General features: G+C 74.2%; 19 protein-coding genes. 2 read left to right on the top strand and 17 right to left on the bottom strand.

Annotated features, from left to right (window positions below):
• Positions 1 to 3 precede the first annotated feature (3 nt).
• The 11 genes from KBB57_RS01225 to pyk form a co-directional block, all read right to left on the bottom strand.
• Positions 4 to 777, bottom strand: a complete 774-nt coding sequence (locus tag KBB57_RS01225) for a cell wall hydrolase (protein ID WP_290745550.1) — start codon at positions 775 to 777, stop codon at positions 4 to 6.
• A gap of 171 nt (positions 778 to 948) precedes the next feature.
• Positions 949 to 1,887, bottom strand: a complete 939-nt coding sequence (locus KBB57_RS01220; protein ID WP_290745547.1) for an ArgK/MeaB family GTPase — start codon at positions 1,885 to 1,887, stop codon at positions 949 to 951.
• On the bottom strand, positions 1,884 to 4,469 hold the full coding sequence (locus KBB57_RS01215) for a putative PEP-binding protein (RefSeq protein WP_290745544.1): 2,586 nt from the start codon (positions 4,467 to 4,469) through the stop codon (positions 1,884 to 1,886). Before KBB57_RS01215 ends, KBB57_RS01220 begins: the two co-directional genes overlap by 4 nt.
• A gap of 702 nt (positions 4,470 to 5,171) precedes the next feature.
• On the bottom strand, positions 5,172 to 7,307 hold the full coding sequence (gene glyS / locus KBB57_RS01210) for a glycine--tRNA ligase subunit beta (RefSeq protein ID WP_290745541.1): 2,136 nt from the start codon (positions 7,305 to 7,307) through the stop codon (positions 5,172 to 5,174).
• A gap of 462 nt (positions 7,308 to 7,769) precedes the next feature.
• Positions 7,770 to 8,345 (bottom strand): dihydrofolate reductase family protein, encoded by a 576-nt coding sequence (locus KBB57_RS01205; RefSeq protein ID WP_290745538.1) that lies wholly within the window; start codon positions 8,343 to 8,345, stop codon positions 7,770 to 7,772.
• 38 nt (positions 8,346 to 8,383) lie between these two features.
• On the bottom strand, positions 8,384 to 9,595 hold the full coding sequence (gltS, locus tag KBB57_RS01200) for a sodium/glutamate symporter (RefSeq protein ID WP_290745535.1): 1,212 nt from the start codon (positions 9,593 to 9,595) through the stop codon (positions 8,384 to 8,386).
• A 79-nt stretch (positions 9,596 to 9,674) separates the two neighbouring features.
• A complete protein-coding gene (gene hflC, locus KBB57_RS01195) occupies positions 9,675 to 10,619 on the bottom strand; it encodes a protease modulator HflC (protein ID WP_290745532.1) in 945 nt (314 codons plus the stop codon).
• Between the two features lie 8 nt (positions 10,620 to 10,627).
• Positions 10,628 to 11,848 (bottom strand): FtsH protease activity modulator HflK, encoded by a 1,221-nt coding sequence (gene hflK / locus KBB57_RS01190; protein ID WP_290745529.1) that lies wholly within the window; start codon positions 11,846 to 11,848, stop codon positions 10,628 to 10,630.
• 39 nt (positions 11,849 to 11,887) lie between these two features.
• A complete protein-coding gene (gene gorA, locus KBB57_RS01185; protein ID WP_290745526.1) occupies positions 11,888 to 13,276 on the bottom strand; it encodes a glutathione-disulfide reductase in 1,389 nt (462 codons plus the stop codon).
• Positions 13,277 to 13,283: 7 nt separating this feature from the next.
• The gene (gene rpiA / locus KBB57_RS01180; protein WP_290745523.1) at positions 13,284 to 14,045 is read right to left on the bottom strand and encodes a ribose-5-phosphate isomerase RpiA; all 762 of its coding nucleotides are present in this window, start codon (positions 14,043 to 14,045) and stop codon (positions 13,284 to 13,286) included.
• 150 nt (positions 14,046 to 14,195) lie between these two features.
• Complete coding sequence (pyk, locus tag KBB57_RS01175) at positions 14,196 to 15,656, bottom strand: pyruvate kinase (protein WP_290745520.1); 1,461 nt, start codon at positions 15,654 to 15,656, stop codon at positions 14,196 to 14,198.
• A gap of 126 nt (positions 15,657 to 15,782) precedes the next feature.
• On the opposite strand from pyk, the gene KBB57_RS01170 reads away from it, so the two are divergent.
• Positions 15,783 to 16,553: an N-formylglutamate amidohydrolase gene (locus KBB57_RS01170; RefSeq protein WP_290745517.1), complete on the top strand. Its 771-nt coding sequence runs from the start codon at positions 15,783 to 15,785 to the stop codon at positions 16,551 to 16,553.
• A complete protein-coding gene (locus tag KBB57_RS01165) occupies positions 16,546 to 16,818 on the top strand; it encodes a DUF1244 domain-containing protein (protein ID WP_290745514.1) in 273 nt (90 codons plus the stop codon). Before KBB57_RS01170 ends, KBB57_RS01165 begins: the two co-directional genes overlap by 8 nt.
• Positions 16,819 to 16,917: 99 nt before the next feature.
• Here KBB57_RS01165 and KBB57_RS01160 read toward each other — a convergent pair whose 3' ends face one another.
• The 6 genes from KBB57_RS01160 to KBB57_RS01135 all read right to left on the bottom strand — a co-directional run bounded on the left by KBB57_RS01160 (position 16,918) and on the right by KBB57_RS01135 (position 21,325).
• Positions 16,918 to 17,163: a hypothetical protein gene (locus tag KBB57_RS01160; RefSeq protein WP_290745512.1), complete on the bottom strand. Its 246-nt coding sequence runs from the start codon at positions 17,161 to 17,163 to the stop codon at positions 16,918 to 16,920.
• 114 nt (positions 17,164 to 17,277) lie between these two features.
• Positions 17,278 to 17,538 carry a hypothetical protein gene (locus tag KBB57_RS01155; protein ID WP_290745509.1) on the bottom strand — a complete coding sequence of 87 codons (261 nt, stop codon included), beginning with the start codon at positions 17,536 to 17,538 and terminating at the stop codon, positions 17,278 to 17,280.
• Between the two features lie 220 nt (positions 17,539 to 17,758).
• On the bottom strand, positions 17,759 to 18,982 hold the full coding sequence (locus tag KBB57_RS01150) for a cysteine desulfurase (RefSeq protein WP_290745506.1): 1,224 nt from the start codon (positions 18,980 to 18,982) through the stop codon (positions 17,759 to 17,761).
• Positions 18,979 to 19,557: a YIP1 family protein gene (locus KBB57_RS01145; RefSeq protein ID WP_290745504.1), complete on the bottom strand. Its 579-nt coding sequence runs from the start codon at positions 19,555 to 19,557 to the stop codon at positions 18,979 to 18,981. The genes KBB57_RS01150 and KBB57_RS01145 overlap by 4 nt, the downstream gene beginning before the upstream one ends.
• A gap of 8 nt (positions 19,558 to 19,565) precedes the next feature.
• Complete coding sequence (locus KBB57_RS01140) at positions 19,566 to 20,090, bottom strand: hypothetical protein (protein WP_290745501.1); 525 nt, start codon at positions 20,088 to 20,090, stop codon at positions 19,566 to 19,568.
• 2 nt (positions 20,091 to 20,092) lie between these two features.
• Positions 20,093 to 21,325, bottom strand: coding sequence for a SufD family Fe-S cluster assembly protein (locus KBB57_RS01135; protein ID WP_290745925.1), 1,233 nt, complete (start codon positions 21,323 to 21,325; stop codon positions 20,093 to 20,095).

The following is a 21,325-nucleotide window of genomic DNA, read 5'->3' as shown; positions in this document are numbered from 1 at the left end:
GGCTCAGCGCTGCGCGACCCGGGTGGGCTGGCGGTAGAACACGTGCGCGCCGATCGCCGCGGTGCGGGTGAAGCTGCGCGACCAGCCCGGCGAGACGTAGGTGGCGTGGAAGTTCGTCGCGCCGTCGGTGATGTCGCGCGGCCGGCCGTCGAGCATCATCCGGGCGATCTTCTCGGCGCGCGAGCGGGCGAGCGCGCTCGTCATCGCGTCGGAGCGGCCGTCGCAGGCGTAGGAGAACTGGCAGCCGCCGCCCGCGCCCTGCCGCGTCACGCCGCAGACCGACTGGGGATAGAGCGGCGAGTCGACCCGGTTCAGCACCACCTCGGCCACCGCGATCTGCCCGGCCAGCGGCTCGCCGCGCGACTCGAAATAGACCGCCTCGGCGAGGCACTGGAAGTCCGCCCCGCCGGCGGCCGGGGCCATGCGGTCGAGCGCCGCGAAGTCGAGCCGCGCCGGCGCGGCCGCGGCGGGAGCCGGGGGCGTCGGCATGTCCGGCGCCGCCTGGCGCGCCGCGAGCGTCACCCCCGAGGCGGCGGCATTGCGCGCCCCGGCCAGCTTCTCGATCCGGCTCGCGCCGACGGCGTCGAGCGCGGCGTGCTCGCGCGACAGGATGCGGGAGAGCTGGTCCGACGCGCCCTCCGCCGCGGTGGACGAGGAGCGCGCCTCGGCCGCGGCGTGGCCGGCCCCGAGCGCCGCGGCGAGGCCGGCGGCCAGCGCCGCGGCGAGGGCGGCGCGCCGCGGCAGTCGCGGCCAGTATGCGTCGACGCGTCCGGTCATGTCCCCTCTCGCCCTTGGCGCGCGGTCCCGATCAGGCCGCGTCGTTCTTGCTTGCGCGGCGAAGAGACAGGGCGGGGGAGAAAATGTCCAAACGATTGCAATGGGTAAGCGGAAACCTGCCAATCGCGGGACGCCACGCGTCCCCGGGGGGCGCACGAAAGCCGAAGGGATTCAGACTTCTTTAAGACAGTCGTGAACCGCCGCGCGGCCCGATTCCAGCAGCCGCGCGACGGTCGCGAACGGGCTCCCGGAGCCGACGAGGCGCGGCCGCAACGCCGCGGCGCCGACCGATCCGAACGAATCGGCGAGTCGCCCCTCGGCCCAGGCGAGCCCCTGGGCGCGGCGGCGCGCGGGGTCGCCGCGGCCGGCGGCGCGGGTCCGGACGAGCTCGATCGCCGCGTCGATCCCGGTCCCGTCGAGCGCCGAGACGATGGCGACGTCCGCCGGCGCGCGGTCGCCGGCGGCGAGCGACAGCGCCCCGCGCAGGTCGGCCGCGGCGCGCCGCGCCGGCAGGCCGAGGTCGCCCTTGGTGACCAGCACCACGTCCGGCACCTCCATGACGCCGGCCTTCATGAACTGCAGCGCGTCGCCCGATCCCGGCTGCGCGCAGAACACCACGAGATCGGCCACGTCGCCGATCTCGGTCTCGGACTGGCCAACCCCCACCGTCTCGACGATCACGAGGTCGAAGACCGCGCGCATCAGCGTCATCGCCGGATAGGCGATGTCGGAGAGCCCGCCGAGGCGGCGGCGCGCCGCCATCGAGCGGACGAAGACGCCGCCGTCCTCGGGATCGGTCTCGATGCGGGTGCGGTCGCCGAGGAGCGCGCCACCCGAGCGCCGGGAGGACGGGTCGACGGCGATGACGCCCACGGTCTCGCCGCGGGCGCGGAGGCTGGCGATCAGCGCGTTGACGAGCGTCGACTTCCCCACCCCCGGCGGGCCGGTCAACCCCAGGGCGAGCCCCCTCCCCTGCGCCAGCGCGGCGTCGAGGAGCGCGGCGAGCCCCGGGTCGGCGGCGTCGGTCTCCAGCGCCGACAGCGCGGCGGCGAGCGCGCGCTTGCCGCCCGCCCGCAGCGCGGCGAGGTCCCCCGGCAGGCGCGGCGTCATAGCGAGGCGTCGGCCTCCCTGTGGGCGAGGATGGTCGCCTGGGCGGCCGCCAGCCGCGCGATCGGCACGCGATAGGGCGAGCAGGACACGTAGTCGAAGCCCGCCACCTTGCAGAACCGCACCGAGGACGGGTCGCCGCCGTGCTCGCCGCAGAGGCCGAGCGTAAGATCCGGGTTGCGCTCGCGGCCGCGGCGGGCGGCGATCAGCATCAGCTCGCCCACGCCCTCGACGTCGAGCACGTGGAACGGGTCCTCGTGGAACACGCCCCGGTTGACGTAGTCGCGCATGAACCGGCCGGCGTCGTCGCGGCTCAGCCCATAGGTCATCTGGGTGAGGTCATTGGTGCCGAAGGACAGGAAGGCCGAGGAGGCGGCGAGGTCGCCGGCGCGCAGCGCGGCGCGCGGCGTCTCGACCATCACCCCGAGCTTGTAGGGGAGCGTCGCCCCCTGCTCGCGCTGCACGTCCGCGGCGATCGCGTCGATGCGGGCCTTGACCAGCTCGACCTCGCGATTGGCCGAGACGAGCGGGATCATCACCTCCGGGGTCACCGGGTCCGCGGCGTCGTCGCGGTTCACCTCGATCGCCGCCTCGAAGATGGCGCGCGCCTGCATCTCGTAGATCTCGGGCAGCACGACGCCGAGCCGGACCCCGCGCATCCCGAGCATCGGGTTCACCTCTGCCAGCGCCTCGGCGCGGGCGCGGATGGTGGCCTCGGGCAGGCCCATCGCCGCGGCGACGGCGGCGAGCTCCTCGCCGCCATGGGGCAGGAACTCGTGGAGCGGCGGGTCGAGCAGGCGGATCGTCACGGGAAGCCCGTGCATGATCCGGAAGAGCTCGCGGAAGTCGTCGCGCTGCATCGGCAGCAGGCGGTCGAGCGCGGCGCGACGCTCGGCCGGGGTCTCGGCCAGGATCATCTCGCGCATCGCGGTGATCCGGCCCTCCTCGAAGAACATGTGCTCGGTGCGACAGAGCCCCAGCCCGTCGGCGCGGAAGTCGCGCGCCATGCGGGCCTCGGCCGGGGTGTCGGCGTTGCCGCGCACCCCGAGGTCGCGCGCCGCGTCGGCCCAGTCGAGCAGCTCGGAGAGCGCGCCGCCGATCTCGGCGGCGATCATCGCCGGCGCGCCGGCGATCACCTGGCCGCGGGCCCCGTCGATGGTGATGAGCGCGCCCTCGCGCAGCACGCGGCCGTCGGGGGTGGTGATCATGCCGGCCGCCTCGTCGATGCGCAGGTCGGCGGCGCCGACGACGCAGGGCACGCCGAGGCCGCGGGCGATCACCGCCGCGTGGCTGGTCATGCCGCCGCGCACCGTCAGCACGCCGCGGGCCGCGTGCATGCCGCGGATGTCCTCGGGCGTCGTCTCGGCGCGGGCGAGGATCGTCGCCTCGCCTTGCGCGGCGGCGGCCTGCGCGGCCTCGGGCGTCAGCACCAGCCGGCCGGTGGCGGCGCCGGGGCTGGCGCCGAGGCCGGTGGCGCAGACGTCGCGCCGGGCGGCGGGGTCGATCTGCGGGTGCAGGTGCTCGACGAGGTTGCGCGGATCGACCCGCAGCAGCGCCTCGCTGCGGGTGATGGCGCCGGCGTCGGCGAGGTCGACCGCGATGCGGACGGAGGCGCGGGCGCCACGGCGGACCGGCACGGCGTCGTGGATCACCACGCGGCCGCCGCCGAGGCCGAAGTCGAACTGGTAGGCCTCGCCCATCCCGGCGGAGGCGGAGGCGGCGGCGGAGCGGAGCGCGGCCACGGCCTGCGGCGCGAGCGCCTCCAGCGCCTCGGGCTCCCCGGCGATCGGGACGGGGCGGCCGGCGCCTCCGGCGGCGAGGAACTGCCCGACGAGCGCGGGGGCGCCGGTGCGGCTGTCCACGGTCTGCACCGACCCGGTCCCCTCGAGCCCGTCGCCGCCGCGGCGGGCGCGCTCCTGCACGATCAGCCCGAGGCCGGCGTCGGCCGGCGCGCCGCGCGCTTCGCGCAGGATGCGCGCCGAGGCGCCGTTCCAGGCCCGCGCCATCGCCCGGGCCGCGCCCTCGAGCTGGTCGAGCGGGTCCTCGGGGAACGGGGCGCCGGTCTCCTCCTCGTAGAGCCGCTTCTTGGCGGCGAGGAGGCTGGCGATCTCGCTCTCGGCGAGCCCGGCGACGGGCCTTCCGTCATGGCCGGCGCCGAGCGCCTCGAAATCCTCGGGATCGAGCTTCGCGACCGAGACCGCGTAGGCCTGCACGAAGCCGCACATCGCCGCCAGCGCGCGGCGCTCGCCGATGCGCGCGGCCACGGCGGGAAGGGTCGCGGCGCCGAGGCCGACGTCGAGGATCGCCGGCGCGCCGCCCCAGGACCGGCTGAGCGGGCTCGAGCGCAGCACGTAGAGGCGGCCGTCGTCGAAGGACACCGGCAGCGCCGGCATCGGCCCGCCCTCGGCCAGCTCGCGCACGCAATCGAACGACAGCGCGAGGCCCGGCAGCACCGGCAGGCCGAGGGCGCGCATCCGGGCGAGCTTGTGGGCGCGTCGGCCGTAGATCGTGTCGCGCACCTTGTCGCCCGCGTCCAGGCTGACGACGGCGTCGAGCGGTGCAGGAGCGATGTCGAGCGGTTTCATTGCAGTGCAACATAGCGGCGAATCGCCGCGTCGCAAACCAAATCGTCATGACCGCGCGTCATGCCGTCCGCGGCCCTCGGCGCCCGGTCCCGCTGAGCCGGACGCCCTCATGGCCGATGCTATCGGACGAGCCCGGGCAGATGCGGACAGGCGGCATCTCGACCATGCTTGCTTGCGCACAAATCTGCGGCAGCCGTCGCGAGGCGAGCCATCGCCGCTGGTCGACCCTTGCCGCCTCCGCCGTGGAGCGCGGCGCCCGGTCACACCGCACGACCCCTGCCTGCCCTGCTGGCTCCACGGGGCGCGTGCCGACCGAAGCGGGCTCCGCCCGCGAGGCCACGGCGCGACAAGCGAAAGCACTGCTTTCGCCGCGCCGACGGCTGGAGCGCGGTTGCGCGCGGAAGCCGTGGGGGGTCCAGATTTCCCCGTAGCGCGCAATCCGTCCGTGATCGCCCCGGCGAGCGCGGCATCGCGCTCGCCCCCCGCAGGGGCGATCGCGGACGGATTTGCCGCGGGTCAAATCCGTCTGTCGTCCCCGTCGCGGCCTGCCTCCAGCCGGGCTTCCTCTCCACTGTCGTCCAGGTGTGGCGCCCGGTAAAGTTGCGTTAACGACTCACGTAAAATCAATGGCTTAGCGAATATTCACGCGTGAACACACCCCGGATTGCGGCTCGGAAGGGGCCGCTGCCTCCCGCGCCGGGGCTAGCCCTCCAGCGCCGAGAACACGGCCACGCGGCCCATGACCACCCGGATCCGGTTGAGCAGGCACAGCCGGTTGCGGCGGACGACCGGGCTCGGGGCGTTGACCGTCGTCGTCTCGAAGAAGGCGTCGATCGGGGCGCGCAGGCGAGCGAGCGCGGTCATGGCGGCGGCGAAGTCCTCGGCCGCGAGCGCCGGGGCGAGCGCCGCCTCCGCCGCGTCGAGGGCCGCGAAGAGCGCCGTCTCGGCCTCGGTCTCGGCGAGGCGCGGCTCGGGGTCGAGCGAGTACTCCACCCCGTCCTTCTTCTCCTCCTGCGCGAGGATGTTCGCGGCGCGGCGATAGCCCGCCAGCAGGTTCGCCCCGTCCTCGGTCCCGAGGAAGTCCTGCAGGGCGCGGACGCGGGCGACCAGCAGCACGAGGTCGTCCTGGCCGCCGAGCTGGAAGCAGGCGTCGATCACGTCGTGGCGCACCCCCTCGCCGCGCAGGTGGACCTTCAGCCGGTCGGCGAGGAAGCCGAGCAGCTCGCCCGCCAGCACCAGCGCGCATTCCCGCTCGATCCGGTCGTCGGAGAGGTCGGGAACCGCGTCCCCCGCCGGGGCGAGCGCCGCCATGGCGGCGCGGCTGCGGCGGACGGGGGCGAGGAAGGCGTCGAGCAGGCGCAGCCGCACGCCGCCGTCGAGCAGGATGCGGATCACCCCGAGCCCGGCCCGGCGCAGCGCGAAGGGGTCGCCCGAGCCGGTCGGCTTCTCGCCGATCGCCCAGAAGCTCGCCAGCATGTCGATCTTGTCGGCGAGCGCCACGGCGACCGAGACCGGCGCGGTCGGGACGGCGTCCGTCGGGCCGAGCGGGGCGTAGTGCTCCTGCGCCGCGGCGGCGATCTCGGGGCGCTCGCCAGCCGCGGCGGCGTAGTAGCGGCCCATCACGCCCTGAAGCTCGGGGAACTCGTAGACCATCGCCGAGGCGAGGTCGGCCTTGGCCCGCCGCGCCGCCCGCTCGGCGACGGCCGGGTCGGCGCCGACGAGGGGCGCGAGCTCGCGGGCGAGATCGGCGATGCGGCCGACGCGCTGGCCCTGGGAGCCGAGCTTGTTGTGGAAGGTCACGCTGTCGAGCTTCGCGGCCATGTCGGCGAGCGGCGTGGCGAGGTCGTTCTCCCAGAAGAACGCCGCGTCGGAGAGGCGCGCCGCCAGCACGCGGGCGTTGCCCGCGAGGACGGCGGCGCCGGCGTCCGAGGTCTCGCGGTTGGCGACGACGACGTAGCCCTCGATCCGGCCGGTCTTCGGGTTGCGCACCGAGAGGAACTTCTGGTGCTCGCGCATCGAGGTGCGCAGCACCTCGGGGGGGAGGCCGAGGAAGCGCTCCTCGATCTGGCCGAGGAGCGTCACCGGCCATTCGACGAGGCCGGCGATCTCGGCGAGGAGGCCCGGGTCCTCGACCACCTCCAGCCCGCGGGCGAAGGCCTGCTGGGCGGCGTCGTGGGCGATGCGCCCGGCGCGCTCGGCCGGGTCGATCAGCACGAAGGCGCGGCGGAGCTTGCCGGCGTAGTCCTCGAACGAGCCGACGACGAGGTCGGCCGGGGCCATGAAGCGGTGGCCGCGGGTGACGTCGCCGGCGGGGACGCCGTCGATGGCGAGGTCCACCGTCTCGCGCCCCGACGGGTCGGTCAGCACGCAGAGGATCGAGTGCAGCGGGCGGACCCAGCGGAGCGAGCCCTCGCCCCAGCGCATCGACTTCGGCCAGGGGAAGCCGCGGACCGCCGCCTCGACCGTCTCGGCGACGATCTCGCGGGCCGGGCGGCCGGGGCGGGTCGTGACGGCGAAATAGACCTGCGACTTCCTGTCGTCGCGGATCTCGAGCTGGTCGCGGGTGAGGCCGGTGGAGCGCAGGAAGCCCTCGATCGCCGCGGGGGGCGCGTCGACGCGGGGGCCCTTGCGCTCCTCGCGCATGTCCGGCGACCGCTCGGCGAGGCCCTCGATCGCCAGCGCCAGCCGGCGCGGGGTGACGAAGGCGGCGGCGCCGGCATAGGTGAGGCCGCGCTCGACCAGCCCGTCGGTGACGAGCTTCCTGAGGTCCGCGGCGGCCCGGCCCTGCATCCGGGCGGGGATTTCCTCGGAGAGAAGCTCGAGCAGCAGGTCGGGCATGGGAGGGGCTCGGGGCTGGAGACGGGCCGGACGGGCAAACCGGATGCGCCGCGCGAGGTCAAGGGGAAAGCGCGGGCCAGGGGCGCGGGAGGGGCAAGTGCCCCACAGTGGGACATACATGATATTTTTCCCCAGCGTTGACCCGATCTCCGCACTACGCGACGCCTGCCTGCCCTGCTGGCTCCACGGGGCCCCGATCGACCGACGCGGGCTGGCCCGCGAGGCCCGGCGCGACAGGCGAAAGCCCGGCTTTCGCCGTGCCGGACGGCTGGAGCGCGGTTGCGCGCGGAAGCCGTGGGGGGCGCAGATTTCTGCGGGAGCGCACTCCGTCCGTGAGCGCCCCGGCGAGCGCGGACGGATTTGCCACGGGTCAAATCCGTCTGGCGTCACCCGTCGCGACCTGCTTCCGGCCGGGCTTTCGTTCCACGGTCGTGAAGCGTGCCCGATCTCAGCCCGGCCGCCTCACGCGGGGGCAGGCGCCCGCGGGACATAGCGCGTCGCCACGGCGCCGGAGGCGAGCTCCGTCCGGCCGACGGGCTCGAGGTCGAGGGGCCGGGTCAGGCCGGCGAAGAGCGTCGGCCCGCGCCCGACGATGCGCGGATGCAGGATCAGCTCGTACTCATCGATCAGGCCGAGCCCGGCCAGCGCCAGCGGCAGCGTCAGGCCGCCGAGGGCGAGGCCGCGGCCGGGCTGGCGGCGGAGCTGGCGGATGGTCTCCTCCAGCCGGGCGCCGCGCACCAGCTCGGCGTTCCAGTCGACGTGGTCGAGGCTGTCGGAGACGACGTATTTGGGCACGGCGTCGATGGTGCGGGCGAAGGGCTCCATCCAGTCCGCCATCCACTCGGCCCGCTCGCCCTTCTGCACCAGCGGGCGCCAGGCGTCCTCCATCATCTGGTAGGTCACCCGGCCGAGGACCAGCGCGTCGGCGGCGGCGATGCCCGCGGCGGCGTGGCGATGCAGCGACTCGTCGGCGATCATGGCGCGGTGGTCGCAGCACCCGTCCAGCGTGACGTTGATCGAGTAGCGAAGCGGCTGCATCCGGCGAGCGTGCCACGACGCGCGCCGGATTGACAGCGTCAGGGCGCCCAGAGGGCGAGGAAGGCCTGGGTGACGAGGGCGTTGGCGATGTCGACGAAGAGCGCCGAGACCAGCGGCAGCACGAGGAAGGCGGCGGCGCAGGGGCCGTATTTCTTGGTGACCGCGGTCATCGTGGCGATCGCGGTCGGGGTCGCGCCGACGACGAAGCTCGCATAGCCCGCCGAGAGCACCGCGGCCTGGTAGTCGCGGCCGAGGAACCGGAAGGCGAGGAAGGCGGAGACGCCGACGGCCAGCGCGGTCTGCACCGCGAGGACGGCGAGGAGCGTGCCGGCCATGCCGGCGAGCGCCCAGAGCTGCAGCGCCATCAGCGAGATGGCGAGGAAGACGCCGAGGGCGAACTCGGAGAGCAGCGACAGCGCCGGGGTGTGCGCCACCGGCGGCAGGCGCGGGAAGAGCGCGAGGCCGTTGCCCATGGCCATGCCGACGAGCAGGCACGGCACGAAGAGCGGCACGGTGATCCCGGTCGCGCCGACGAAGGCGCGGTGGACGAGGAAGCCGCCCGCGATGCAGATCATCGTCACGAGGAGCGCCCGCATCAGCTCGCTCCGCGAGACGAGGAGCGCGCCCGGCGTGGCGTCGGGCAGGCCGACGGGATTGATCTCGCCCGGCTCGTCGGAATGCAGGCCGCGCGGCTCGATCAGCGCCTTGGCGAGCGGGCCGCCGATCACCGCGCCGGCGACGAGGCCGAGCGTCGCCATGGCGATGCCGGCCTCGGGCGCGCCGGTCAGGCCCATGGCGTCGAGCTCGCCCGACCAGGCGATCATCGTGCCATGCCCGCCGAGGAGCGAGGTGGAGCCGAGCGCGACGCCGAAGCCCATGGGCAGGCCCGCGAGCACGGCGGCGAGGCCGCCGACGAGGTTCTGCAGGATGAGCAGGACCGAGGTGAGGCCGATCAGGATCAGGAGCGGCCGGCCGCCGTGGCGGAGGTCGGCGACGCGGGCGTTGAGCCCGATCGACGTGAAGAAGATCAGCAGCAGCACGTCGCGCGCCTGCGTCTCGAAGCGCACCTCGGCGAGGCCGGCCTTCTGGAGCGCGAAGAAGGCGAGGGCGAGCAGCAGGCCCCCGGTGACCGGATCGGGGATGTTGAAGCGGCGCAGCAGGCCGACGCGGTCGTTGATCGCCTCGCCGAGGAGGTAGGCGATCAGGCCGAAGATGACGGCCATGAAGTCCGGGAACTGGATCTGGGTCATGGCGCTGCCGATCGGTCTGGCCCGGGCCGCCGTCGCACGGAGGGCCCCGCGCCCCGGAGGGCGGGAGCCCCGTGCGGGATCAGTCGGCCGCCGTGCGGGAGGCGGCGGAGGGCGCAGCCGAGCTCTCGCCGCCGGCCTCCGGCGCGGGCGGCGGGACGGGCGCGCCGGCGGCGTGGGGCGACTTCAGGTAGTCGAAGAAGGCGCTGTCCGGCTCGACCATCAGCGTGGTGTTGCCGCCGCGGAGCGCGTTCCGGTAGGCCTGCATCGAGCGGATGAAGGCGAAGAACTCCTGGTCCGCCCCGAAGGCCTCGGCGAGGATGGCGTTCCGCTCGGCGTCGGCCTCGCCGCGGATGACGTTGGCGTCGCGCTCGGCCTCGGAGACGATCTCCACCGCGGTGCGGTCGGCCTGCGCGCGCACCCGCTGCGCCGCCTCGTTGCCGCGGGCGCGCTCGTCGGCCGCCTCGCGCTGGCGCTCGGCCTGCATGCGCTGGAAGGTCGCCTCGAGGTTCTGCTCCGGCAGGTCGGCGCGCTTCAGCCGCACGTCGATCACGTCGACGCCGAGGGCGCGCGCCTCGGCGATCGCCTGGTCGCGGATGCGGTTCATCAGCCCGACGCGGTCGGCGGAGAGCACCGCCTCGGAGCGCACCGAGCCGAGCACCTCGCGCGTGTTGGCGTTGAGGATCGATTCGAGCCGCTGCGAGGCGACCTGCATGCCGCCGGCGCCGACGGCGCGGCGGAACTGCCCGACGTCGGCGATGCGCCAGCGCGCGAAGGCGTCGACGATCAGCCGGCGGTCGTCGAGCGGCGTCACCTCGAGCGAGGGCGTGTCGATGCCCTGGATGCGGCCGTCGTAGAAGACGACGTTCTGCACGAAGGGGATCTTGAAGCCGAGGCCGGGGTCCTCCTTGATCGAGCGCACCTGCCCGAACTGGAGCACCATGGCCTTCTCGCGCTCGTCGACGATGAAGAAGGTGTTGAAGGCGATGAAGACGAGGGCGATCAGCGCCCCGATCAGCAGCGGCATGCGGCGGCTCATTCGGAGACCCCCCCGGTAGCGGCGGTCGAGCCGGCCGTCGCCGGCCGGGCCGGCGACGGGGCGGCCGGGGCGCGCCGGAGCTCGTTGAGCGGCAGGTAGGGCACGACCCCGCCGCCGGCGGCGTTCGGCGTGTCGACGAGGAACGTGTCGACGTCGCCGAACACCCCCTCCATCGTCTCGATGTAGAGCCGCTCGCGCGTCACCTCGGGCGCCTTGAGGTATTCGGCGAGCACCGCCGAGAAGCGGCTGGCCTCGCCCTGGGCCGAGTTGACCTGCTGGGCGCGGTAGCTCTCGGATTCCTGGAGGATCTGCGCGGAGCGGCCGCGGGCGGCGGCGAGCGTCTCGTTGGCGTAGGCGTCGGCGCGGTTCTGCAGCGTCGAGCGCTCCTGGCGGGCTGCCTGGACCTCGCGGAAGGCGTCGATCACCTGCTCGGGCGGGTCGGCCTTGAGGAAGTTCACCCGGACGACGTTCACGCCGGAGCCGTAGTCGTCGAGGGTCTTCTGGATCAGCTCCTGCACCTCCTGGCTGATCGCCCCGCGGTCGCGGCTGAGGATCGGCGACAGGTCGGAGCGCGACACCACCTCGCGCATCGCCGATTCCGAGACGGCCTGGATGGTGGCCTCCGGGTCGGCGAGGTTGAAGAGGAAGGCGGCCGGGTCGCGGACGTTCCAGACGGTCTGGAAGGTGATGTCGACGATGTTCTCGTCGCCGGTCAGCATCAGGCCGGCCGAGGTGCCGCGGAGCTGGCCGGAGCCGATCTCCTCGGTACGCTCGCCGGTCGTCTGCACGATCTCGCGGGTGACCACCGGCCAGGGCGCGAAGTTGAGGCCGGGCTGGCCGATGCAGTCGCCGCGGCACTCGCCGAAGGTGAGCTCGACGGACTGCTCCTCGGGGCGGACGGTGTAGAAGGACATGAACGCCCAGACGAGCGCCGCGCCGACGACGGCGAGGTAGACGCCGCGGCGGCCGATGCCGCCGCCCTGCCCGCCCGGCCCGCGCGCGCCGCCGCGGCCGCCGCCCATCAGGATCTTGAGCTGCTCCTGGCCCTTGCGGACGATCTCGTCGATGTCGGGGATCGGCGGCTGGCCGCCCGGGCCGCCGCCTCCGCCGCCGCCGCCGGAGCCGTCGCCGCCGGACCCCTTGCCGCCCCAGGGGCCGCGCCCGCGGCCCTTGCCGCCTCCGCCGCCCCAGGGGCCGCCGTTGTTGCTGTATGGCATCGGGTCCTCAACTCCTCGGTCGTCGCGGGCAGGCAGGCCTCAAGTGACCCCTGCCTCGGCGGTGTCAAGATCGGAGACGCCGCGCCGCATGGTCACGAGCTCCTCCGCGGCGGTGGGATGCACCGCCATCGTCCGGTCGAAATCGGCCTTGGTCGCCCCCATGCCGATCGCGACGGCGGCGAGCTGGACCATCTCGCCGGCCGCGTGGCCGACGATGTGGCAGCCGAGCACGCGGTCGTCGCGGGCGTCGACGACGAGCTTCATCAGGGTGCGCTCGTCGCGGCCGGCGAGGATGTTCAGCATCGGGCGGAAGCTCTCGCGGAACACCCGGACCGGGCCACGCTTGCGCGCCTCGGCCTCGCCGGGGCCGATCGTGCCGATCTCCGGCTGGGTGAAGATCGCCGTGGCGATGAGCTTGCTCCAGGCGGGCGTCGGGCGGGCGCCGAAGACGGTGTCGGCGAAGGCGTGGCCGTCGCGGATCGCCACCGGGGTCAGCGCCGCGCGGCCGGTGACGTCGCCGACGGCGTAGATCGAGGGCACCGCGGTCTGCGACCACTCGTCGACCGCGATCGCGCCGTCCTTGCCGAGCCGCACGCCGAGCGCCTCGAGCCCGAGGCCCGCTGTCGCGGCGGCGCGGCCGGTGGCGGCGAGGACGAGGTCGACGTCGATCGCCTCGCCGGCGTCGGTGGTCACCCGCAGGCCGTCGCCGGTGCGCTCGATGGCGGCGACGTCCGTCCCGGTGCGCAGGTCCACGCCGCGGCGGCGCATGGCGTCGCCGACATGGGCGCGCAGGTCGTCGTCGAAGCCGCGCAGGATCTGCGGCCCGCGGTAGAGCTGGACCACCTCCGTCCCGAGCCCGTTCATGATCCCGGCGAACTCGCAGGCGATGTAGCCGCCGCCGAGCACGACCATACGCCGCGGCTGCGACGGCAGGCGGAACATCTCGTTGGAGCTGACCGCGAGCTCGGCGCCGGGGAACCCGGGCGGCCGCGGCGCGCCGCCGGCAGCGACGAGGATGTGCTTCGCCGTCAGCTCCTCGCCGGTCGAGAGCCGCACGCGGTGCGGGTCGACGAGGACCGCCCGCGCGTCGTGGACCGTCACGCCGGCGGCGCGCAGCCCGTCGCGGTAGGCGGCCTCCAGCCGGTCGATCTCGGCGTCGCGCGCCGCGCGGAAGCGGGCCCAGTCGAAGCGCGGGGGGGCGCCCACGTCCCAGCCGTAGCCGGCGGCGTCCTCGAAGGCGTCGCGGAAGGCGGAGGCGTAGACGAAGAGCTTCTTCGGCACGCAGCCGCGGATCACGCAGGTGCCGCCGACCCGGTATTCCTCGGCCAGCGCCACGCGGGCGCCGTAGCCGGCGGCGATCCGCGCCGCCCGGACGCCGCCCGAGCCGCCGCCGACGACGAAGAGGTCGAGGTCGAAGGGATCGCTCACCGCTCCCTCACGCGTCCGCGCTGCGCATCGCTTCGTCGACGAAGTCGTCGCGCGCCGGGCCGGAGGGCAGGATCTCCTCCACGCGGCCGTCGACATGGCCGATGATCGCCCGCTCGGCCATGCCGACGAAGAGGCCGCTCTCGACCACGCCCGGAATGGCGTTCAGCGCCGCCGCCAGCGCCTCGGCGTCGCCGATGCGGCGGAGGTGCAGGTCGAGGATGAAATGCCCCTCGTCGGTGACGAGCAGCTCCTCGCCCGACATGCGCGGCACGATCTCGCGGCCGCCGACATCGGCGCGGGCGAGCAGCGCCGCGATCGCGTCGCGCGTGGCGGTCCAGCCGAAGCGCACCACCTCGACGGGCAGCGGGAACGCCCCCAGCGTGGTGATGCGCTTGCTGTCGTCGCCGACGATCACGAAGCGGTCGGAGGCGGCGGCGACGATCTTCTCCTGCAGGAGCGCGGCGCCGCCGCCCTTGATCAGCGCGAGGTCCGGGTCGATCTCGTCGGCGCCGTCGACGGTCAGCTCCAGCCGGCCGAGCTCGGCGAGCGTGGTCAGGGGCACGCCCTCCGCCTCGGCGATGCGGACGGTGCCGCTCGAGGTGGCGACGCAGGCGACGTCGAGCCCGGCGCGCACCCGCTCGCCGAGCAGGCGCACGAACCAGGCCGCGGTCGAGCCCGAGCCGAGCCCGAGGCGCATTCCCGGCGTGACGAGCCCGAGCGCCTGGGCGGCGGCGGCGCGCTTGGCGTTGTCGGCGGGGCTGAGCGTCATCGGCGGCTCCTCGGGCTCGGGGTCCGCCGCTTATAGGCCGATCCCCCGCCGGCCGGAAGCGCCGAGCGGCCGAAAACGCCGTGATCGGGCGGAGGACGACGTTGCGGCGCGCCGGGCGGACGCCCGGACCGGACGACGAGGGCGGCGCGGTCAGTCCTCCGCGCCGCCCTCGAAGATGGCCTTCTCGCTGCAGGTGGCGACGCGCAGGATGTTGGTCGAGCCGGCGACGCCGAAGGGGATGCCGGCGGTGACGACGATGCGGTCCTCGGCGGCGGCGAAGCCTTGGTCGCGGGCGGTCCGGGCGGCGGAGACCACCGCCATCTTGAAGCGGTCGACCTCGGGCACCACCACGCAGTGCAGGCCCCAGGTCAGCGCCAGCCGGCGGGCCGAGCGGATCAGCGGCGTCAGCGCGATGATCGGCACGCGCGGCCGCTCGCGCGCCGCGAGCGAGGCGGTGGTGCCGGAATGGCTGAAGCAGCAGATCGCCTTGACCTTCGTCGTCTCCGCGACCTCGCGGGCGGCCGAGGTGATGGCGTCCGAGACCGCGCCGGAATGGATCGAGCTGCGCTGCGCCTCGATCACCGCGCGATAGGTGTCGTCGGCCTCGACCGAGCGGGCGACGTTGTCCATCGTCGTCACCGCCTCGATCGGATAGTCGCCGGCGGCGCTCTCGGCCGACAGCATCACCGCGTCGACGCCCTCGTAGATCGCCGTCGCCACGTCGGAGACCTCGGCGCGGGTCGGCACCGGGGCGGTGATCATGCTCTCGAGCATCTGGGTCGCCACGATCACCGGCTTGCCGGCGGCGCGGCAGGCGCGGGTCAGGCGCTTCTGGATCGGCGGCACCGAGTAGACCGGCAGCTCGACGCCGAGGTCGCCGCGGGCGACCATGATCCCGTCGGAGGCGTCGAGGATCTCGGCGAAGGCCTTCACCGCCGCCGGCTTCTCGATCTTGGAGAGAATCGCCGCCCGGCCCTTCGCGAGCTCGCGCGCCTCATGCACGTCCTCGGCGCGCTGCACGAAGGAGAGCGCCAGCCAGTCAACGCCGAGGCCGCAGGCGAACTCGAGGTCGCTGCGGTCCTTCTTCGAGAGCGCGGCGAGGGGCAGCACCACGTCGGGGACGTTGACGCCCTTGCGGTTGGAGATCTCGCCGCCGACCACGACCTCGGTCTCGGCGTGCGAGGGCGAGCAGTCGAGCACCTTCAGCCGGATCTTGCCGTCGTTGACGAGGAGCGTCGACCCGACCTCCAGCGCCTGGAAGATCTCGGGATGCGGCAGGCAGACGCGGCCGGCGTCGCCCTCGGCCTCGTCGAGGTCGAGGCGGAAGCGGTCGCCCTCGGCGAGCAGGTGCGGGCCGTCGCGGAAGGCGCCGACACGGAGCTTCGGGCCCTGCAGGTCGGCGAGCACGCCGATCGGGCGGCCGACCTCGTCCTCGACCTGGCGGATCAGGTCGAAGCGGCGGCCGATGTCGGCCTGGGTGCCGTGGCTCATGTTGAGCCGGAACACGTCGGCGCCGGCGAGAAAGAGCGCGCGGATCATCTCCAGCGTGTCGGAGGCTGGCCCGAGCGTCGCGACGATCTTGACGCTGCGCTGGCGGCGGGTCGGGTTCATGGCGTCCCTCGCTGTGAGTCCGCGCCGTTATAGCCGAACCGGTTCGGGTTGGAACCGCAAATGGCGGAGGGCGCGCGCGATCGCCGCCCTCTGGCGCTCGCGCCGCCCAAGGCTTAATCAGCCGGGATGGCGGAGCATCCGGCTTTCGAGCATGTCAATCCCGGAGGGGCCGGCCCCGCCCTCCTGCTCTGCGACCACGCCTCGAACGCGGTGCCGCCGGACGTCGCCGGCGGCGACCTCGGGCTCCCCGCGGAGGAGATGGCGCGCCACATCGCCTGGGACATCGGCGCCCGGGGCGTGACGCTGGGGCTCGCCGGGCTGATGGACGCGCCGGCGCTGCTGACGCGGTTCTCGCGGCTGGTGATCGACCCGAACCGCGGCGAGGACGACCCGACGCTGGTGATGCGGCTCTACGACGGGGCGATCGTGCCGGCGAACCGGCGGATCGCCCCGGCGGAGGTGGCGCGGCGGCTCGACGCCTGGCACCGGCCCTACCACGCCGAGATCGACGCGCTCCTCGACGCACGGGCGGCGGCGGGGCGGCCGACGGCGATCGTGGCGATCCATTCCTTCACGCCGCGCCTCGCCGGGCGCTCGCCGCGGCCGTGGCACATCGGCGTGCTGCACGGCCACGACGTGCGGCTGGCGGCGCCGCTGATCGCGCGGCTGCGCGCGGAGCCCGACCTCTGCGTCGGGGTGAACCAGCCCTATGCGGGCGAGCTCGAGGGCGATACGCTGAGCCGGCACGGCACCCGCCGCGGCGGGCGGCACGTGCTGATCGAGGTGCGCCAGGACCTGATCGCCGACGAGGCCGGCCAGCGCGCCTGGGCGGAGCGGCTGGCGCCGATGCTGACCGACGCCATCGCCGCCAGCGAGGAGGAGCCGCGCCATGGATGACCGCACCCGCACCGAGCTGGAGGCCGCGGCGTTCCGCGCCTTGCGCGACCACCTGCGCACGCGCGACGACGTGCAGAACATCGACCTGATGGACCTGGCCGGGTTCTGCCGCAACTGCCTGGCGCGCTGGTATCAGGAGGAGGCCGACCGCCGCGGTCTCGCCATGACCAGGGACGAGGCGCGCGAGGCGGTTTACGGGATGCCCTACCCGGAATGGGTGGCGACCCGGCAGACCGGTCCGAAGATCGACGCCGGCGGGCATTGAGGCCGCTCGGGCGGGCTGCCGGCTTCACGGACGGCCCCTCTTGCTCGACCCGGTTCGGCCCGCCTCAGGCGCCCGCAGAGCGAGGCGATCCGCCGCGCGTCAGACGTGGGCGTGGTGGCGGATGTGGCGGCGGGCGGCGCGGGCGGTGGCGCGGGCCGCGGGGGCGACGATGAGCGCGCCCGAGACGAGCGAGCCGGTCAGCAGGTAGGCGAGGAGCGCGTAGAGCGCCCCCTGCCCGCTCGCGATGGCGACGACGGCGAGGAGGACCCCGCTGCCGACGCCCAGAACGAGCGAGCCGACGATGCCGGCGCCGCCGTGAACTCTCGAAGGAACGTTGTGCCTCATGACCCGGATCCTGTCCGATTCGCGCAGCAACCGCTGCATCACAAGCCGATCATGCCGCGATCGGCTCCAGTCGAAGCTGATGCAGATCAACTTCGGAGACTTTCGCAGGTTCCCTCAGGCGGCGCGAAACTGGCCGCCGCCGCCGCGGCGGTTGCGGCGCACGACGCGCGCGGCGGCCCCGACCGCGAGGGAGCCGGCCAGCGTGGCGCAGCAGATCAGCGAGCCGGAGAGCATGTAGGCGAGGAAGGCGAGGAGGATTCCGTGACCGGAGGCGAGGGTGAAGCCGGAGACGGCGACGGCGCCGAGAACCCCGAGGACGAGCGCGGCGGCGAGCCGCCCCGCGCCCCGGTCCCTGTTTCGCGAACCGCTGTCCATGGTCCCGCTCCCGTCCATTCCTGCGCGGCCGGAGCCGCCTCACGGGTTAATAACGACTCAACCTATCGTGATTTGCAAGATAAAAAACACGATCAGATTGATCGTGTTAAAATTCATTTAATTTCAATGGTTTGAGATAGGCGCGCGGCCCCGGCGGCACACGATCCAGGCCGCGCCGGACCCCGGCCCTACCCGCGAGTCGCGCCCCCGGGCCAGCGCCTCAGGCGAAGATCTCGTGGCAGGTCTCCAGCGCCTCGACGAGCGCGTCGACCTCGCCGAGGGTGTTGTAGAGGCCGAAGGAGGCGCGGCAGGAGGCGGTCAGCCCGAGCCGGGTCATCAGCGGCTGCGCGCAGTGGTGGCCGGCGCGGACGGCCACGCCCTTGCGGTCGACGATGGTGGAGACGTCGTGCGGATGCGCGCCGCCCTTCAGCGTGAAGGAGAAGATCGCGCCCTTGCCCTTCGCGTCGCCCTGCACGTCGAGCCAGTCGAGCGCCAGCAGGCGCTGGCGGGCGTGGTCGCGCAGCCGCGCCTCGTGGGCGGCGATCGCCGCCATGCCGAGCCCCTCGACGTAGTCGAGCGCCACGCCGAGGCCGATCGTCGAGACGATGGCCGGGGTGCCGGCCTCGAGCATCAGCGGCGGGTCGGCATAGGAGACGCCGGCCTGCGTCACCTCGCGGATCATGTCGCCGCCGCCGAGGAAGGGCCGCATCTCGGCGTAGCGCTCGCGGCGCACGTAGAGCGCGCCGGAGCCGGAGGGCCCGTAGAGCTTGTGGCCGGTCACCGCGTAGAAATCGACGCCGAGGTCCTGCACGTCGACCGGCATGTGGACGGCGGCCTGGCTGCCGTCCACGAGGACCGGCACGCCCCTCTCCCGCGCCGCCGCCGCGATCGCCTTCACGTCGACGATGGTGCCGAGCACGTTCGACATGTGGCTGATGGCGACGAGGCGGGTGCGCGGGCCGATGGCGTCGATCACCCGCTGCGGGTCGAGCGCGCCGTCGGGCTCGATGTCGACCCATTTCAGCACCGCCCCCTGCCGCTCGCGCAGGAAGTGCCAGGGCACGATGTTGGCGTGGTGCTCCATGACCGAGAGCACGATCTCGTCGCCCGGCACGAAGCGCGGCGCGGCCCAGGCGTAGCTGACGAGGTTGATGCCCATCGTCGAGCCGGTGGTGAAGACGATCTCCTCCTCGCGCTCGGCCCCGAGGAAGCGGCAGAGCCGGCCGCGCGTCGCCTCGTAGCGCTCGGTCGCGATGCTCGAGAGGTAGTGCAGGCCGCGATGGACGTTGGCGTATTCCTCGGAATAGCCCCGCGAGATCGCGTCGAGCACGACTTGCGGCTTCTGCGCCGAGGCGCCGTTGTCGAGGTAGACGAGCGGCCGCCCGTGAACCTTGCGCGAGAGGATCGGAAAGTCGCGGCGCACCGCCTCCACGTCATAGGTCATGGGGTCCCCTGCGGCGTAAGGCCGGCCAGCGCGGCGATGAAGGTGAGCAGGAACACGAGCGAGACGCCGACGAGCACGACGACGCCGAGCACGATCGCCGGCGAGGCGAAGCCGTGCAGCTCGGCGACGAAGCAGGCGAAGGCCCAGAGCAGCCAGACCAGCGTCACCATGGCGAGCGCCGCGGCGAGCGGCGGCGCGAGGACGAGCGCCACGAGCTGGAGGACCTGCACGACGAGCGTCGCCGCGTTCAGCCAGACGATCGCCGTCGCGGCGCCGAGCAGGTCGCCCCGCCCGCCGAAGCGCCGGCCGAGCGTCGCGGTCAGCCAGGCGACGAGGAGGAGCGCGGCGAGCTGGACGAGGACGCCGACGAGCGGCCGGGCGAGCAGCGCCGCCGAGACCGGGTCGGCCGGCACGCCGTGCGCGACGCGGAGCGCGAGGTAGCCGAGCACGATCCCGAGGCTCGTCACCGCCAGCGCCGCCTCGGCGACCACGCCCGGCGGGAAGCCGGCGGCGAGCACGCGGCGCGCCGCCTCGCGCGGCTTCAGGAAGGTCTGCGCGACGAGCTCGCCCCACATGGCCGGCCTCAGCTCGCGACGCGCCGGGCGCGGCCGAGCCCCTCGGCCTCGGCGAGGCTCGCCGCGAGGAGCCAGAGCCAGAACGCGAGGAGGAGGAGCGCGAGCCCGTCGATCCACGGGGAAAGCCCCGGCAGCCGGGCCGCCGCGGCCGCTGCGCGGGCGCCGGCGACGAGGAGCGCCATCGGCCCGGCGAGCAGCGCGGCGCGGAACGTCGCCCGCCGCGCCGCGGCGAAGCCGCCGCGCGCCCCGAAGGGCCGGACGACCAGATGCAGCAGCGCCGCCGCGCCGTAGGCGAGGAGCGGCAGCAGGAACAGGTATCCGAAGAGATGCGCCGAGACGACGCCGGCGAAGGCGTCCGGCACGTCGAGCCCCGCCGCGGTCTCCGCCGCCGCCGGCAGGCTGGCGACGAGGCCCATGGCGCAGGCGGCCATCAGCTCGACGAGGGGCGGAACCTCGCCCCGCCCGGCCGCGGCCGCGCGCGCCATGGCGCCGCGCGGGTCGCGATAGGCGCGCCAGATCGAGCCGAGGCCCATGCTCAGCCGCGCCGCCGCCGGGCCACCCAGTCGGCGAGCCGGCCGCGGATCTCGTCGGCGAGCCCGTCGTCCTCGATCTCCTGGATCGCCTCGTCGACGAAGGCGAGCACCAGCAGCGCCTCCGCCTCGGCGCGCGGCACCCCGCGCGAGGTCAGGTAGAAGAGCGCCGTCGCGTCGACCGCGCCGCAGGTGGAGCCGTGGCTGCACTTCACGTCGTCGGCGTAGATCTCGAGCTCCGGCTTGGTCAGGAACTGGCTCGCCTCGTCGAGGAGCAGCGCCTGGCTGATCTGGTAGCCGTCGGTCTTCTGCGCGCCCTGGCGGACGAGGATCTTGCCCTGGAACACGCCGACCGCGCCGCTCTTCAGCACCTTCTTGCAGACCTGCCGGCTCTCGCAGCGCTCGGCGGCGTGGGTGACGAAGACGGTGTCGTCGTGGTGGAAATCGGGCCCGTCGCCGACGCAGGCTCCGGCGACATGGGCGATCGCGTCGTCGCCGGTCAGCTCCAGCACGCATTCGTTGCGGGTGAGCCGGCCGTTCGCGGTCAGCGTGAACGACTTGAACCGGCTCTCCGCGCCGAGCCGGGCGAAGATCGCCGTCGCCGCGCGCCGCTCGTGGTCGCGGCCCTGGGTGCGGACGTGGTGGAAGGCCGCGCCGTCGGCGATCTCCACCTCCATGGCGATGTTCGCGCGCGCCGCCGCCGGCCCGCTCTCCAGCACGGTGAGATCGGCCCCGGCGTCGAGCCGCACGAGATGGCGGATCAGCGCATCCGAGGTCTCGGAGCGGTGCAGGTAGACGAGATGCACGGGCCGCGACGCCCGGCCGGTGGCGCGGATCGCCACGCCCTCGCGCGCCCGCGCGGTGTTGAGCGCGGCGAGCGGCCGGTCGACCGGGTCCTGCCCGCGCGCCTCCAGCACGCCGAAGAGCTCGCGCGTCCAGTGAATGTCGCTGGCGAGCGCCTTGGAAAGCGGCAGGATCTCCAGGCCGGCCGCCTCGGGCGCGTCCGAGAGCGCCGGGTCGAAGACGCCGTCGACGAAGACGAGCCGCACCCGCCCGACGCCGTCGAAGGCGGGCGTCTCCTGCGCGTCGAAGACCGCGGCCGGCGGCGCCGGCAGCGCCGTCAGGCCGGTCGGGTCGGTGAAGCGCCAGTACTCGTCGCGCCGCCCGGGCGCGCCACGCTCGGCGAGGCGCGCCGCCGCGCGGGCGCGGGCGGTCCGCGCCCAGCCGGCCTCGCCCAT

Source organism: Amaricoccus sp. (assembly GCF_017993425.1).
Classification (GTDB): domain Bacteria; phylum Pseudomonadota; class Alphaproteobacteria; order Rhodobacterales; family Rhodobacteraceae; genus Amaricoccus.
This window is presented reverse-complemented; position numbering and strand designations above follow the sequence as displayed.